Source organism: Campylobacter geochelonis, assembly GCF_013201685.1.
In the GTDB taxonomy this organism is placed as follows: domain Bacteria; phylum Campylobacterota; class Campylobacteria; order Campylobacterales; family Campylobacteraceae; genus Campylobacter_B; species Campylobacter_B geochelonis.
In genome coordinates, this window is record NZ_CP053844.1 from 648,028 (window position 1) to 662,955 (window position 14,928).

Consider the following 14,928-nt stretch of genomic DNA (forward strand, 5'->3'; position numbering starts at 1 on the left):
TATGAGTGACGAGCTCCTAGAAGTAGCAATACTTGGTAAAACAGTAGGTTTAAAAGGAGCTTTAAAACTTCATGATAAGAGTGATTTTCCATCACAGTTTAAAAAAGGTGTTAGCTTTTTTTTAAAAGATGGCAAGACTCTTAAAATTTTATCTTTTAACAAATCAAATTCTACAGCCATTTTTGAAGGCTTTGAAGATATAAATTTAGCCTCAACTTTGGTAAACAAAGTCCTTTATCAAAGTATAAATGAGACTAGAAAGCGTTGCAAACTTAGCAAAGATGAATTTTTTTACTTTGATATCATCGGACTTGAAATTTGGGAAGATGAACGACTTTTAGGCGTTGTTGAAGATATTTTAGAAGTTGGATTAAGCAATCTTTTTGAAGTAAAAACTAACTTAAGTTTAGTAAAAGATGGGTTTAGTGAGACTTTTTTTATACCATATATAGATAGTTATATAGATAAAATTTCACTTAGCGAAAAGAAAATTTATAGTAAAAACGCATTTTTGCTTTTAGAAAATTCATGAAATTTAGCTTTATAACTCTTTTTGAGAATTTAGTTAAGCCGTATTTTAAAGACTCGATTTTAAAAAGAGCCGTTGATGCAGAGTTGATAAAAGTAAAATTTGTAAATCCAAGGGATTTTAGTAAAGATAAACATAAAAAAGTTGATGACTATATGATAGGCGGCGGGGCTGGACTTTTGATGCAAACCGAGCCTTTAGAGGGTGCGATTTTAAATATAAAAGAGCAAAATCCTCATATTATCTATCTAACTCCAGTTGGTAAAAAATTTACTCAATTTGACGCAAAAAGGTTGGCTAAATTTGAACATATCGCATTTATTTGTGGCAGATATGAGGGCATTGATGAGAGGATAATAGAAACTTATGTAAATGAAGTTTTTTGCATAGGAGATTTTATCTTAACAGGTGGAGAGCTTGGAGCTCTTTGCATGTGCGATGCGATAAGTAGGAACATAAAAGGTGTTTTAGGAAATGAAAATTCTCTAGTTGAAGAGAGTTTTGAAAATGGAGCTTTGGAGGCGCCATCGTTTGCAAAACCAAATATTTTTAAAGATTTAGCAGTGCCTTCAGAGTTTTTAAAGGGAAATCATGCTAAAATACAAGCTTTGAAAATTAATATGGCGAACTCAAAAACCAGGTTTTTTCGCCCTGATTTGTATCTCAAGCTAGATCGCCAAATAAAAAAGGAAAAACATGAGAAATAAGTATATAGAAGCATTTGAGAATGCTCAAATCAACGAGAAAAGTGTACCTGATTTTCGTGCAGGTGATACTTTAAGAGTCGCTATCAGAATTCAAGAGGGAAACAAAACCAGAGTTCAAAATTTTGAAGGTGTTTGTATAGCAAGACGCGGAAGCGGCACAAGCGAGACTTTTATCATCCGTAAAATCGGTGCTAACAATGTAGGCGTAGAGAGAATTTTCCCTATATTTAGCGAAAGCATAGAGGAGATTAAGCTTCTTAGACGTGGTCGCGTAAGAAGAGCTAAGTTATTCTATCTAAGAGAAAGACGCGGTAAAGCTGCGAAAATCAAAGAGCTTAGAAAATAATTTTATAATAAAAGAGAGTTTTTCTCTCTTTTATTGACTCATATCAATTTTACTTCTCCAAATTTATCTTATAATCTTCTTAAATTAACAAGGAGATAATATGCAAAAATACAGTTTTAAACCAGAAAATTTTAATGGTGTCAAAGCAAATTTAGTTCTTGAAACAGCAGTTTCAAAAGAAATTTGTATCACTTTAGAAGATAAAAGCGTGATGAGAGATCACAAAGCTCCAGCGCCAATAGTTGTGCAAGTTTTGCAAGGCGAGATTGAGTTTGGAGTTGGTGGCGAGTTTATAATCTTAAAAGAGTTTGATTTAATCGCACTTGATGCAAATGTAACTCACTCGCTAAAAGCAAAAGGAAATTCTATCGTTCGCTTAACTCTATCAAATACAGATAGTTTAAGTCGTGTTTTTAGTGTAGTAAAATAAACGCATTTATATATCCCCTGTTTTGGGGATATTCTTCATATCTCATATAATATTTATCCACCATTTGTTAAAGTTAGTGTTATATAATTTCGCTCTAATTTAAAGGTGAAAGTATGAGCGAAGTAATCCAAAAAATAAAAAATGAAGTTAAAAAGGTCATAGTTGGTCAAGAAGAGTTGCTTGACTCTTTGTTGATTGGGTTGATTGCAAATGGGCATATCTTAGTCGAAGGTGTTCCTGGACTTGCCAAAACCACTGCTATAAACGCGCTATCGCGTAGTCTAGGACTTGATTTTAAACGCGTGCAGTTTACTCCAGACTTGCTTCCATGCGATATAGTTGGAACAGAAATTTATAACATTAAAACAAATGAATTTAGCATAAAAAAAGGTCCAGCGTTTACAAATTTACTTTTAGCAGATGAGATAAACAGAGCGCCATCAAAGGTGCAATCAGCGCTTTTAGAGGTCATGCAAGAGCGACAAATCACAATAGGCGAGCAAAGTTTTAAACTAGATGAGCCGTTTTTGGTTATGGCTACACAAAATCCAATCGAGCAAGAGGGCGCTTACAGACTTCCAGAGGCGCAACTTGATAGGTTTATGATGAAAGTTTTGGTTGGTTATAACACTTATGAAGAAGAGCTTGAGATAGTTGAAAGAGTTGCTGTTAAGGGCTTTGAAGAGGTTTGCAAAGTTGCTGATAAAGAGGATATAAGAAATTTAAAAAACGAGCTTAAAGATGTTTATATCGATGAAGAGGTCAAAAAATATATCATAAAGCTAATCCACGCCACAAGAGAGCCAGCGCTTTATAATATCGGCGAAATAGGCGAGTATATCGAGTTTGGAGCAAGTCCAAGAGCTAGTATTGATCTTTTTAAAGCAAGCCTTGCTTATGCGCTAGTTGGCGGTAAAGACTATGTTAGCCCACTTGATATAGCACGCGTTGTAAAGGGCGTTTTAAGGCATAGAATTATACTAAATTACAAAGCAAGAGCGCAAAACATCACCACAGATGAAGTTATCCAAAAAATCGTAGAAGTTGTAAAGGCGCCATAAAATCTATGCAAAGAGCAAGAGAGCTTTTTTTAAAAGCTAAAAAAGATGTTTATAATCTAAATTTTGGTAACGCTCAAAGTAGCGCAAAAAGCGATGGTCTGGACTTTAGCGAGATAAGGGATTATCAAAATGATGAGCTTAAGAAAATCAACTGGAAAGCTACAGCAAAAAATTTAGAGCTAAAGGTAAATTTGTTTAACGAGACAAGACAGCTAAGTGTCGTTGTTGCTTTTATGCTAAGTGCAAGTATGAAATTTGGCTCATTTAGACTTAAACAAGATGTTGCAAGCGAGGTGTTTGCACTGTTATCACTAGCTACTGTGACGGATAAAAATCTTTTATATCCATATCTTTTTAGTGACAAACTTGAGAGAATTTATGAACCGACAAAAAGTGAAGATAGGGTTTATGATATCGTAGAAAATGCCCTTGATACTGAGCTTTTGGGTAAAAAAGCAGATTATGAAAAGCTATGTGATAGCATAAACTCGTTTATTAAAAAACGAGCTATGGTGTTTGTTATCGGAGATTTTTTAGGTGATGTTAATCTATCAAAAATCGCTTTATACAACGATGTTTATGCTGTGATTATCAGGGATAGACTTGAGGAGAATTTAGAGGTTTTTGATAGTGTTGATTTTATAAATCCGCTAAATTTAGCTAAATTTGAAGCAAATATCACCAAACAAACCGCGCATAAATATAACAAGTTGCTAAAAGATCATGATTTTAAACTAGAAGAGCATTTTTTTAAACACAAAATTTCTTTTGGCAAAATTTATACAGATGATGATATTTTGCTTAAACTTATGAATATCGTGAGGTCTTGATGCAAGGACTTAAAGATATAAAAGGCATTGTTGGGCTACAAGCAAGCCCGCTTTATTTGATTATTTTAGTGGTTGTTGTACTTTTGGTAGTCGTTTTACTAGCTGTTTTTTTAAAACCAAAAAAGAGAAAAAAGGTTAAAAAAACACAAAAGCAAATAGCATATGAAAAGTTAAAAAACATCGATTTTAGCGATACAAAACAAGCAGTTTATGACTTTAGTCAAAATTACGCTTTTTTTGTAAACCAGAGCAATAAAGTTGAGTTTGAAAGCTTTGAAAAAGAGCTTGAAATTTATAAATACAAAAAAGATATTCCAAATTTAAGCCAAGATGATAAAGATAAAATCAAAAGCTTTGTAGGTGCGATAAAATGCTAAGTTTTGAATATCCATTTGCCTTTTTGCTACTGCTAGTTTACTTAGTTTGTGCTAAATTCTGCAAAGCCAAAAATCCAAGCTTTTACTTTTCTAACATTGATATGCTTGAAAAAGCTGCTAAAAAAGCAAATGTAGCTTTAAATTTAGTCAAATTTATCATCGCTTTTTTGCTAATTACCGCGCTTGCAAGTCCGGTTAAAAAAGATGAGATAAGTTTTGTCGATGATAAGGGCTATGAGATAGCTTTGATGCTCGATGTTAGCGGCTCGATGGAGCGAGGGGATAAATTTAGTGCTGTTAAAAACATAGTCAAAGACTTTATCGCTAAGCGAACTCACGATAAAATCGGACTTAGCGTTTTTGCAGACTTTGCATATGTAGCAATTCCGCTAACTTATGATAAAAACAGCATAAAACGCCTGCTTGATAGAGTAGATGTTGGCATTGCTGGAACGCAAAAAACAGCACTTTATGAAGCGCTGTTTTTAACCGCAAATCTTTTTAAAGACAGCACCGCAAAAGATAAAATCATCATTTTACCAACCGATGGTATGGATAATGCAGGCTCGATTCCTTTAGACGTGGCGATAAAAACTGCTCAAAAATACGGCATCAAAGTCTATACCATAGGCGTTGGCGTGCCAGGAGATTTTAACCCAGCAGTCTTAGCAAAAATCGCAAAAGACACAGGTGGCGAGTATTTTAGTTCAAATTCTTTTAAAGGACTAGAAGAGATTTACTCTAAAATCGACAAGCTAGAAAAAAGCGATATAAGAGCTGATAAATATATCAAAAAAACATATTATTTCCACTATTTTGCGCTATTTGCTGGAGTGTTTATGGTAGTTTATTTTTTTATGATAAATAGGAAAAGATATGTTTAGTTTTCAAAATTTAGAGTTTTTATGGCTTTTGGTTTTACTTCCTGCTTTGCTACTTTTTGCTGGAAAAAAGAGCCAATTTGAGAGCTATTTTTCAAAAGATGTATTGAAACAAATTTATATAAAAAACCGTGGATTTTCTTCTAAATTTAGAGCAAATTTACTAATACTATCTTTGGCAATGCTTATCTTTGCTATCGCAAGACCAGTTTTTAAAGGTGGCGAAATCGAAGTTAAATCAAGTTTTATAGATGTTGTCGTTGGGCTTGATATATCAAAATCAATGAGCGTTGATGATGTGTTTCCAAACCGTTTTGAGTTTTCTAAAAACAAGCTTTTTACATTTTTAAAAGACGCTAGCGATAAAAGGGTTTCTATAGTAGGATTTAGCGATAGAGCGTTTTTGGTTTCGCCTCTTACAAAGGACTTTGAGTCGTTGAAATTTCTTGTTAAGAATATGAATTTTAGCTATTTAAATTTAAAAGGAACTAGCATAATCTCGTTTTTAAAATCAGCAAATTCTTTATTTGATAAAAACGAGCATAAAGTTGTGTTAATTTTTAGTGATGGTGGGGATAATGTGGACTTTTCAAAGGAAATCGCGTATGCAAAAGAGCATAATATCGCCGTTTATGTCTATCTAGTCGCAACGCAAAAAGGAGCGCTTTTTAAGGCTGATAATGGCGATATGGCTGTTTTAAAAGCAAACGAAGCTATAAAAAATTTAGCCTTGCAAACTGGCGGAGCATTTTTGAATTATTCGCTTTCAAATGATGATATAAAGAGCATAAGCGATGATATGAGTGCTAAATTTAGAGATAAAAACGAGCAAAGCACGATGATAAATGAGCAACAAGAGCTTTTTTACTACCCTTTGGTTTTAGCTTTGGTTTTTTTCTTTATGGCTATTTTTTCGCTACCGACAAGGAAAATTTGATGAAAAAAGTGGTTGTTTTGGCTGTTTTTATAAATTTGGCTTTTGGTGGAGTGTTTGATTTTTATAATCTAAATAGAGCAAATACTGCTTTTAAAGATGGAAATTTCTCGCTTGCTGCGAAGTATTATGCAAAGATAGATAAAGATGAGGCTAAATTTAACCGTGGCGTGGCGTTGTATAAAGATAAAAAATACGACCAAGCGCTAGAGGAATTTAAAGGTATAAAAGAGCCAAATTTAGAATTTAATAAGCTTTATAATTTAGGAAATACGTACGCGAATTTAGGTAAAATCGATCAAGCAATAGACTCATATAAAAAGGCTTTAGAGCTTAAAGATGATAAAGATGCAAGGTATAATTTAGAGTTTTTAGAACAGCAAAAAAAGAAAAAAGAGCAAAATAAAAATAGCCAGCAAAACCAAGATAATAAACAAAAACAAGAACAAAAAGATAAAGAATCTAAAGAAAATAAAAATCAGCAAAATCAGCAAAATCAGCAAAATCAGCAAAATCAGCAAAATCAGCAAAATCAGCAAAATCAGCAAAATCAGCAAAATCAGCAAAATCAGCAAAATCAGCAAAATCAGCAAAATCAGCAAAATCAGCAAAACGCAAATGATAATAAAAATCAAAACTCTCAAAAAGAGCAAACTGATAGCGAAAATAAAAATTCTCAAGATAAAACTCAAAACAAAGATAAAAAATTTGGCGAGCCAAAAGAGCAAGGCTTCCAACAAAACAGAAGCAAAAACGACGAAAAGTCAAAAGTCAAACAAGAGCCAAAAGATAAAAGTAGTAAAAAAGAGCAAAAAGATAACCAAAACGAAGATTTTGGCGTCGTAGATGAGCCAATAAGTGATATTGAGCAACGAAGATGGCAAAGGCAGTTAGAACAAAGAGGGATAAACACCTTTTTGTTGCCACTTGATAAAAAAGAGGAAAATCATGATGAAATTAAGCCTTGGTAGTGCGCTTTTAGCACTATTTTTGTGCGTGAGCGTGTATGGAAATGCGAGTTTGCGAGTAGATACTCCAGCGATTTATAAAGGAGAAGTGGCGGAGTTTAGCATCGTTGCAGATGGCGAAGATGTGGAATTTCCGCAAATCTCACAAGTTAATGGAGTGGCAGTTTTGGGCGTAAAAAATTCGCAAAGTATATCGATGATAAATGGCAAAGTATCAAAACAAACCGCTAAAACATATCGTTTAAAACCAGAAAAAGCGCTAAATTTACCAGCTTATAGCGTAAAAATTGATGGCAAAACATACACGACAAATGAGGCTAAAATCGAGGTTTTAGAGCCAGAAAAAAGCAAAGAGGGCGATGAGTTTGTGCTTGAGTTAAAATTTGATAAAAACGAGCTTTATGTTGGAGAAAGCACCAAATTAAGCGTGATTTTTAAAAGAAAAATTAACGCAAACATTAGTAAAGCGCAGCTTGAAAACATAAATTTAAACAACTTTTGGATAAGAAAACTAGGAGATAACACCCAAAGTAGGGAGGGGGATTATATCGTAGAGAAGATGGTATATCTTGTCTTTGCTCAAAAAAGTGGCGAGTATGAGGTAAGCCCGCTTGCTATGGATATCGCAAAGGCTCAAAGTAGGGGTGGCGATCCGTTTTTTGATATGTTTATGAGTGATTTACAGTGGCAAAAAATTTACTCAAATCCTCTTAAAATCAGCGTTAAACCGCTTCCAGGCGGAGTTGAGAATTTTGGAAAATTTAGTATAAGTGCATATGTTGATAAAAACGAAACCAATGCGAACGAGCCTGTGAATTTGACTATCGAGATAGATGGTGATGGAAATATCGATGATGTTAAAAAATTTAACCTAAATTTTGGCGATGCGATGGTTTATAACAACGAACCTAGCATAAAAAGTGGGTTTAAAGATGGCAAATATGGCGGTAAATTTACTCAAAAATTTGCCATAGTTTCAGATCAAAACTTTACCATACCAAGTGTTAGTTTTAGCTACTTTGATGAGGATTTGGGCGCGGTAAAGACAGTTAAAAGCAATAAGATAAAAATTTATGTTAAAAATGCTCCGGCAAAAAGTGCTTCTAGTTTTAAAGAGGCAAATTTGCAAACTCCTACTAAAAAAACTGAGCAAAACATCATCAACGCACAAGAAAATCCTTATGTGAAATGGCTAAATTTAGCAGTCGGTTTTGTGCTTGGAGCTTTGACCTTTTATCTTTTTACTAAGTTTAAATTTAGAAAGAAACAAGAGAAATCAAGCTCGGTTTTGTTAAAAATCAAAGCCGCAAAAAGCGATAAAGAGCTGTTTACTTTGCTTTTGCCGTATGCAAACGATAGTAAAGTTATAAAAAATACGCTTTGTATGCTTGAAGAAAATTTATATAAAAATGCAAAAAATATCATTGATAAAAAATCGCTTTTAGAGTATTTTGATGATGAAGAGAGCAAGGGATAAATTTGGCTTTAGCTACTTTGGTTGGAGATTTTTATTGTGAAATTAAGACGATGCGCTGAGTTTTATCGTAGTTTTGATATTTGTGAAGTTTTAAAAATAGCATTTTGTGCTTCAGGTTGATTTTAGGTAAAACAAAAATTAGGTAAATTTGTAAAAATTATACGGCAAATCAACTTGTATAAATGGCAAAAATTTAAATTTATCGCACTAAAAATTTAGATAAATAAAACCATTTTAATGTTTTATCTCTTTAAAACCAAACATTAAATTTGATAAAATTACAAGAAAAATACCACTGTTTTGCTTGATTTAGAATGCTAAGCCACTTTTTAATTTTATGATAAGGGTTTTTAAAGCTACTTAAAATCTTCCTTGTGAGTTTGATTTAGTTGCGCGAGATTATTTTACTCGCAATATTTAAAAGAATTTAGTAAATTTTATAATCTGTTTTTAAAACTTTTATCTTACAAAAGAGATTTGTTGGTGTGATATCAAAAATTTAATTAGCACTAGCAAAGCTTTATAAAGTGAAATTTCAAATTTTATAAGCAAAGCACGTGTAAAAAGTTAAAAATATTAGTTAAATTTATTTATATAAAAGATATATCAAATTAATTATAGCGAAATTTAACTTTAGCTTAATCTAGCTAGTAAAATAAAATTTCATAGACTGTATAGGTATTTTTAAAATACAAGGAACCAAACTCGCCAAATTCACTTTGAGCTTTGATTTTATGGATTAGAGGCGGTTTGAAATCGACAAATTTCAACCTCTTAAACTCTACTCATTTTACTCTATTTTTAAGCTCGTTTAATGAAAGCGAGCTTAAATTTATTTAGAAAGATTAAAACAAAAGCGAGCTTCCACCACCAGTTCCATCGCTATATCCGATATCTTGCGGCAAGGTATCTTGCGTTGGAAGTGGCGAAGTTTTGGTGTATAACTCATCTTTGCCTTTATAAATTTTATGAAAAACGCCACTAGGAACTTTGAAATTTCTTTTTGTCTCTGGAAAAGCTTCTAGGTATTTATTCATAAACTCGGCAAACACAGGAGCAGCAGTTCTTCCGCCGGTTTCTACGTTTCGCATAGGCGTGTAGTTGTCGTTTCCATACCAGATGATGACCAAAACTTCAGGCGTATAGCCGCAAAACCACGTATCTATGCTATCGTTTGACGTTCCAGTTTTTCCAGCAACTTGTATGCCTTTTACCTTTGCTCTTCTAGCAGTTCCGCTATTTACCACTTCTTGCATCATATTAACTACTAAATAAGCTTGTTCGGGCTGAGTTATCCTTGTTTTTTCTGCTTCAAACAAGGTTTCATTTCCAGTAAAACTAACAGCTTTTTTTATAAATTTAGGAGTTGTAGCCACGCCACCACCTGCAAACATTGAGTAAAAGCGCGAGTATTCAAGAGGTGAGATTCCATAGCTTCCAAGCGCAACTGAAAGCGCATAAGGCATATTTCTAAACCCAGCATCGCGAAGTTTGTTGATAACATTTTCCACACCTAGTGAATACATCAAATTTACAGTGGCGAGATTTCGCGATTTTTTAAGCGCTTCTCGCATGGTGATATAACCGTCGTATTTTTTACCAAAGTTTTTTGGATTCCACTCTTTGTTACTTCCATCATCAAAACTTCGCGGTATGTCAGCTACTTCGCTTACTGGCGAGTATCCTTCATTTAGTGCGATTTGGTAGATAAAAGGCTTGAAGCTTGAGCCAGTTTGCCTTTTGCTTTGAGTTGCGCGGTTAAAGTTGCTTTTTGCGTAATCAACCCCGCCAACAAGGGCTAAAATATCGCCAGTTAAAGGATCTGTTACTGTTATAGCGCCATTTAGTATGCTTGCATTTGCATCTTTGTTTCTTTTTAAAATTTCGTTATATCCATCAACTAAAGATTTTCTTGCCATATCTTGAACCTCTAAATCCACACTGGTATAAATTTTATAACCGCCAGTTCGTAGGTTTGGCAAGAAACGGTTTGCCTCTTTTATGACTTCATCTACAACATATGGAGCTTTGTTTTGCGTTAGGCTATCATCATAGACAACTGGCTCTTCTTTTAGTCCGACTTCATACTCGTCTCTTCCTATCCAGCCTATCTCATACATTCTTGTTATAACACGGTTTGCGCGCGATAGTGAAAGATCTAAATGCTTAGTTGGATCATAGCTACTTGGAGCTTTTGGCAGACCAACTAACATAGAAATTTCTTTAAGGCTTAGCTCATTTAGCTCTTTGTGAAAATACCCCAGCGAAGCGGTTTTGATACCATAATATCCATGCCCAAAATATACCTCGTTAAAATATCGCTCTAAAATTTGCTCTTTGCTTAGCTCGTTTTCAAGCTTCATCGCAAGGATAAATTCTTTTATTTTTCTATCGATTTTTTTCTCGTTACTTAAGGCTACATTTTTGATAAGTTGTTGAGTGATGGTTGAAGCGCCTTGTGCAAAACTCATAGTTTCTATATCTTTGATAATGGCTCTAAAAATTGCTTCTAAATTTATACCTTTATGCTCGAAAAAATTTGTATCTTCTATAGCAACTAATGCTTCTATAACGCGACCTGGTATCTCTTTATACGTCACATAAACGCGATTTTCTCCCTCAAAAACATTTGCTATTAGCTTGTCGTTTCTATCATAAATTTGCGTGGTTAAAGTAGGGTGATAGTTTACAATGCTGTCCATATCGTATTTTACTTCTGAATAAAAGTACATAAACACGCCACCAACGGCAAATACACACATAACAAAAAAACTAAACAAAAACCTTATCATAAATATGCCTTTAAAATTTCTACATTAAGTCCCATCGCGGTGCTTGTGTTGCCTTTTTGAGAAAGGATATACTTCTTGTTAAAACCCTCTATCATCATAGCGCCCGCCTTGCCTTTATAATCGCCACTTTTTAAGTAGTTGCTTAAATCATCTTCATTAAATTTACTAAATTTATATGTAGTTATGCTTAAATTTAGCAAATTAAAATTATCCCCATCAAACATCATAGCGCTTATCACACTAGCTTCATTTTGGCTTTGAGCTTTAAGCATTTTATAAGCTTCTTCTTCGTTTTGTGCTTTGCCATAAATTTCGTTATTTACCACAACGCAACTATCGGCAAAAAGGGTGTTTTTAAGCTCTTTGTGGGCAGCGCAAAACTGTTTGTGCTTTAAATTTACTATCTCGTAAGCGTAGGTTAGCGGATCTGCTTTGGCTATAATGCTCTCATCATAAGAGAATGGAATTTGAGTAAATTCCACCCCATAATCTTTTAAAATTTTCGCTCTTGTAGGTGAACTAGAAGCTAGATATATCATCTAAACTCCACTATAACAACGCCAAGATATATGCCTATAACGCAAAGTCCGATGTTTAAAGATGTAAAATACTTAGTGGCTATGACTAAGTTATCATAGACCTCTTCGACTTCGTTTTTCTCTATATTTTTTCTAATCATCATAAGTTTATAGTAAATGTAGCCAAAATTTAGCAAGATAAATCCAGATAGTATAAATTTGGTATTTAAAATGCCTTCAACCATAGGGTCTGAGAATTTAAAATCTCCATTTTTTGACATTATAAATCCGCTTAAAACTAAAAGCATGAAAAGTATTATAAAACTTATCTCAAATTTTTTACAAAATGATAAAACCATTTTATAATCATCGCTAAAATTCTTTAAAAAATACCTAGAACCAATCAACAAAACAACCTGAATAGAAACTATAGACATAGCAAAAATGATATGCAAAAATGGTAAAATTTGCTCAGCCTTAGCAAAGGCTGCATTTATTTCTTGATTCAAGAGAGTTTTTCCTTAATGAAATTTTTTCCAAATTCTATCGCTTGATCAATTTTGCTTATATCTTTCCCGCCAGCAGTAGCGAAGTCATCTCGACCGCCTCCACCTCCGCCAAGGATAGAAGCTACATTTTTTACAAGTTCTCCAGCTTTTACATTTGCGCCTTTAACTCCAGCTGCTATTTGGATTTTATCATCAGTTGTCATAAAAAACAGAGCTACAAGCTTTTCGTTTTGGTTTTTAAGTTCATCGATTTTTGCTTTGATATCTCCGCTAAATTCACTAACAACAACTTTAACATCGCCCATATTTACTAGCTCTATCGCTTTTGCCGAGCTTGCATTTTTAAGCTCATTTTGCAAAGTTTTTATCTCATCTTTTAACTTTTTAATCGCTACAAGAGAGTCTTTGCTTTTGAGCGCTTCATTTATTTGGTTAAGTTCTTGTCTTAAGTTTTTGCTAAATTTAACAACTTCTTGCGAACAAATCGCCTCGATTCTTCTAACTCCAGAGCTAACGCCACTCTCTTTTGTTATCAAAAATGCTCCGATTTCATCGATGTTTTTTACATGTGTGCCACCACAAAGCTCTTTGCTAACATCGCCAAAGCTTAAAACTCTAACTTCCAAGCCGTATTTTTCGCCAAACAGTGCAATCGCACCGCTTTTTTTCGCACTTTCTATATCCATGATTTCGACTTTAGCCTCAGCACCTCTTGAAATGGCTTCATTTACGAAATTTTCAACCTTTGCAAGCTCTTCGCTAGTCATAGCTTTTGGATGAGAAAAGTCAAAGCGAAGTTTATCAGCTTCTACGCTACTTCCAGCTTGAGATATATGTTCGCCTAAAACCGCTCTTAAAGCAGAGTGTAACAAGTGAGTAGCACTATGATGACGCGCTATCATCGCTCTTTTATCATCCACATCACATCTTACAATATTGCCGATTTTATAACTTTCTTTAGCGGTAATTAGTGATAAATTTAGCTCAAAAAACTTTTGTGTATCAAGAACAAGACTTACTAAATTTATAAGTCCAGTGTCGCTACACTGACCGCCACTTTGTGCGTAAAATGGAGTTTTATCAAGCATAATCCAGCCGCTTTCGCCAGCTTTTAGCTCGTTTATCTCTTTAAAATTTTCATCTAAAATAGCTAGAATTTTGCTATTTGAAGTTTTGTTTTCATAACCGATAAACTCATTTTTACCAAATTTTTCAAGCAACGCTTTAAAGTCGCCACTTTCTTTGGCTTTATCGCCACTTCCCTTCCATGAAGCTTTTGCTCTTGTTTTTTGCTCATTCATCAACTTATCAAATGTAGCTTCATCAACCTTGATGTTTTTTTCTCTAAGCATATCTGAAGTTAAATCAAGCGGAAAACCGTAAGTATCATAAAGCTTAAATGCAACCTCGCCACTAAAGATATTTTTGGTGTTTTTAAGTTCAGCATTAAATAGCTCAAGTCCAGCCACAATCGTAACAAAAAATCTCTCTTCTTCCATTTTAATAAGCTCTTTAACGGCTTGTTTTTTCTCATTTAGATAAGTGTAGTGCCCACCCATAAGTTCGCAAACTTTATCCACTAGCTTATACATAAATGGCTCTTTTATGCCAAGCAAGTATCCGTGTCTAACAGCGCGACGAAGAATTCGCCTAAGCACATAGCCTCTGCCTTCTTTATCAAAATTTACACCTTGAGCTAGTAAAAATGTAGTAGCTCTGATATGATCGCTTATAACGCGGTAGCTAGCACCACTTATATATTCGTATGGTTTGCCACAAAGCTTTTCTACTTCTTTAATCAAAGGCATAAAAAGCGAGCTATCGTAGTTACTAAAGACTCCCTCTTTTATCGCTGTTACACGCTCTAAGCCCATTCCAGTATCGATGCTTGGCTTTGGAAGTGGGGTTAGGTTGCCGCTTTTATCTCTTTCAAACTGCATGAAAACTAAATTCCAAATCTCTAAAAAGCGATCTCCATCGCCTCCCATATAGTCTTCTTCTGTGTTAAAATGCTCTTCACCTTGATCGTAAAATATCTCACTACATGGCCCACAAGGTCCAGTATCGCCCATCGCCCAAAAGTTATCTTTATCGCCAAAACGGTAAATTCGCTCTTTATCTATATGTTTTGCCCAAATTTCAAAGGCTTCATCATCTTTTTCATGAACTGTTACATAAAGTTTATCTTTTGGAAGTTTTAAAATTTCAGTTACAAACTCCCACGCATAGGCTATCGCATCAGTTTTAAAATACTCGCCAAAGCTAAAATTTCCAAGCATCTCAAAAAATGTATGGTGTCGTGCTGTGTAGCCGACATTATCAAGATCGTTGTGCTTACCACCGGCTCTTATGCAGGTTTGACAACTTGTTCTAATAGGAGGAGTTGGGCGCGGAACAGCTCCAGTAAAAATGCTTTTAAACGGCACCATGCCGGCATTTGTAAAAAGTAATGTATCATCATCTGGCACTAAAGGTGCGCTTTGTACAATCTCGTGACCCTTGTTTTGAAAGAAATTCAAATATTCTTGTCTAACATCCATAAAATTAGTCCTAAATTTTAAAATTTTGG

Annotated in this window: 15 protein-coding genes; 11 read left to right on the plus strand and 4 right to left on the minus strand. The window is 34.2% G+C overall.

All coding sequences use genetic code 11. The features are described 5' to 3' along the window. The first annotated feature begins 1 nt into the window (after window position 1). The 11 genes from rimM to CGEO_RS03115 all read left to right on the plus strand — a co-directional run bounded on the left by rimM (window position 2) and on the right by CGEO_RS03115 (window position 8,540). The gene (gene rimM / locus CGEO_RS03065) at window positions 2-532 is read left to right on the plus strand and encodes a ribosome maturation factor RimM (protein WP_075531881.1); all 531 of its coding nucleotides are present in this window, start codon (window positions 2-4) and stop codon (window positions 530-532) included. Beyond that, the gene (gene trmD, locus CGEO_RS03070) at window positions 529-1,236 is read left to right on the plus strand and encodes a tRNA (guanosine(37)-N1)-methyltransferase TrmD (protein WP_075494784.1); all 708 of its coding nucleotides are present in this window, start codon (window positions 529-531) and stop codon (window positions 1,234-1,236) included. Before rimM ends, trmD begins: the two co-directional genes overlap by 4 nt. Next, window positions 1,226-1,582: a 50S ribosomal protein L19 gene (gene rplS / locus CGEO_RS03075; protein WP_075494783.1), complete on the plus strand. Its 357-nt coding sequence runs from the start codon at window positions 1,226-1,228 to the stop codon at window positions 1,580-1,582. Before trmD ends, rplS begins: the two co-directional genes overlap by 11 nt. Window positions 1,583-1,682: 100 nt before the next feature. Continuing rightward, window positions 1,683-2,012 carry a cupin domain-containing protein gene (locus CGEO_RS03080; RefSeq protein ID WP_075540068.1) on the plus strand — a complete coding sequence of 110 codons (330 nt, stop codon included), beginning with the start codon at window positions 1,683-1,685 and terminating at the stop codon, window positions 2,010-2,012. 113 nt (window positions 2,013-2,125) lie between these two features. Continuing rightward, a complete protein-coding gene (locus tag CGEO_RS03085; protein ID WP_075540069.1) occupies window positions 2,126-3,073 on the plus strand; it encodes an AAA family ATPase in 948 nt (315 codons plus the stop codon). A 5-nt stretch (window positions 3,074-3,078) separates the two neighbouring features. After that, on the plus strand, window positions 3,079-3,903 hold the full coding sequence (locus CGEO_RS03090) for a DUF58 domain-containing protein (RefSeq protein WP_075540070.1): 825 nt from the start codon (window positions 3,079-3,081) through the stop codon (window positions 3,901-3,903). After that, window positions 3,903-4,280: a DUF6568 family protein gene (locus tag CGEO_RS03095; protein WP_075494779.1), complete on the plus strand. Its 378-nt coding sequence runs from the start codon at window positions 3,903-3,905 to the stop codon at window positions 4,278-4,280. Before CGEO_RS03090 ends, CGEO_RS03095 begins: the two co-directional genes overlap by 1 nt. Further along, window positions 4,274-5,164: a vWA domain-containing protein gene (locus CGEO_RS03100; RefSeq protein WP_075494778.1), complete on the plus strand. Its 891-nt coding sequence runs from the start codon at window positions 4,274-4,276 to the stop codon at window positions 5,162-5,164. Before CGEO_RS03095 ends, CGEO_RS03100 begins: the two co-directional genes overlap by 7 nt. Further along, the gene (locus tag CGEO_RS03105) at window positions 5,157-6,098 is read left to right on the plus strand and encodes a vWA domain-containing protein (protein WP_075531886.1); all 942 of its coding nucleotides are present in this window, start codon (window positions 5,157-5,159) and stop codon (window positions 6,096-6,098) included. Before CGEO_RS03100 ends, CGEO_RS03105 begins: the two co-directional genes overlap by 8 nt. Continuing rightward, window positions 6,098-7,066: a tetratricopeptide repeat protein gene (locus CGEO_RS03110; RefSeq protein WP_172658066.1), complete on the plus strand. Its 969-nt coding sequence runs from the start codon at window positions 6,098-6,100 to the stop codon at window positions 7,064-7,066. Before CGEO_RS03105 ends, CGEO_RS03110 begins: the two co-directional genes overlap by 1 nt. Continuing rightward, window positions 7,044-8,540 (plus strand): BatD family protein, encoded by a 1,497-nt coding sequence (locus tag CGEO_RS03115; RefSeq protein WP_075540072.1) that lies wholly within the window; start codon window positions 7,044-7,046, stop codon window positions 8,538-8,540. Before CGEO_RS03110 ends, CGEO_RS03115 begins: the two co-directional genes overlap by 23 nt. 845 nt (window positions 8,541-9,385) lie before the next feature. On the opposite strand, the gene CGEO_RS03120 is transcribed toward CGEO_RS03115, so the two are convergent. From CGEO_RS03120 to alaS, 4 genes are read right to left on the minus strand one after another with little or no spacing between them, the layout of a single operon-like run. Then, window positions 9,386-11,332, minus strand: a complete 1,947-nt coding sequence (locus CGEO_RS03120; protein ID WP_106381568.1) for a transglycosylase domain-containing protein — start codon at window positions 11,330-11,332, stop codon at window positions 9,386-9,388. Then, a complete protein-coding gene (gene maf, locus CGEO_RS03125) occupies window positions 11,329-11,871 on the minus strand; it encodes a septum formation inhibitor Maf (RefSeq protein WP_075494774.1) in 543 nt (180 codons plus the stop codon). The genes CGEO_RS03120 and maf overlap by 4 nt, the downstream gene beginning before the upstream one ends. Continuing rightward, complete coding sequence (locus CGEO_RS03130) at window positions 11,868-12,359, minus strand: hypothetical protein (protein ID WP_075494773.1); 492 nt, start codon at window positions 12,357-12,359, stop codon at window positions 11,868-11,870. The genes maf and CGEO_RS03130 overlap by 4 nt, the downstream gene beginning before the upstream one ends. Further along, window positions 12,356-14,899, minus strand: a complete 2,544-nt coding sequence (alaS, locus tag CGEO_RS03135) for an alanine--tRNA ligase (protein WP_075540073.1) — start codon at window positions 14,897-14,899, stop codon at window positions 12,356-12,358. Before alaS ends, CGEO_RS03130 begins: the two co-directional genes overlap by 4 nt. Window positions 14,900-14,928 lie beyond the last annotated feature (29 nt).

Bases quoted from the DNA above. Each gene is read 5' to 3' on its own strand.
- rimM (WP_075531881.1), top strand. From the start codon at position 2: ATGAGTGACGAGCTCCTAGAAGTAGCAATACTTGGTAAAACAGTAGGT.
- trmD (WP_075494784.1), top strand. From the start codon at position 529: ATGAAATTTAGCTTTATAACTCTTTTTGAGAATTTAGTTAAGCCGTAT.
- rplS (WP_075494783.1), top strand. From the start codon at position 1,226: ATGAGAAATAAGTATATAGAAGCATTTGAGAATGCTCAAATCAACGAG.
- CGEO_RS03080 (WP_075540068.1), top strand. From the start codon at position 1,683: ATGCAAAAATACAGTTTTAAACCAGAAAATTTTAATGGTGTCAAAGCA.
- CGEO_RS03085 (WP_075540069.1), top strand. From the start codon at position 2,126: ATGAGCGAAGTAATCCAAAAAATAAAAAATGAAGTTAAAAAGGTCATA.
- CGEO_RS03090 (WP_075540070.1), top strand. From the start codon at position 3,079: ATGCAAAGAGCAAGAGAGCTTTTTTTAAAAGCTAAAAAAGATGTTTAT.
- CGEO_RS03095 (WP_075494779.1), top strand. From the start codon at position 3,903: ATGCAAGGACTTAAAGATATAAAAGGCATTGTTGGGCTACAAGCAAGC.
- CGEO_RS03100 (WP_075494778.1), top strand. From the start codon at position 4,274: ATGCTAAGTTTTGAATATCCATTTGCCTTTTTGCTACTGCTAGTTTAC.
- CGEO_RS03105 (WP_075531886.1), top strand. From the start codon at position 5,157: ATGTTTAGTTTTCAAAATTTAGAGTTTTTATGGCTTTTGGTTTTACTT.
- CGEO_RS03110 (WP_172658066.1), top strand. From the start codon at position 6,098: ATGAAAAAAGTGGTTGTTTTGGCTGTTTTTATAAATTTGGCTTTTGGT.
- CGEO_RS03115 (WP_075540072.1), top strand. From the start codon at position 7,044: ATGATGAAATTAAGCCTTGGTAGTGCGCTTTTAGCACTATTTTTGTGC.
- CGEO_RS03120 (WP_106381568.1), bottom strand. From the start codon at position 11,332: ATGATAAGGTTTTTGTTTAGTTTTTTTGTTATGTGTGTATTTGCCGTT.
- maf (WP_075494774.1), bottom strand. From the start codon at position 11,871: ATGATATATCTAGCTTCTAGTTCACCTACAAGAGCGAAAATTTTAAAA.
- alaS (WP_075540073.1), bottom strand. From the start codon at position 14,899: ATGGATGTTAGACAAGAATATTTGAATTTCTTTCAAAACAAGGGTCAC.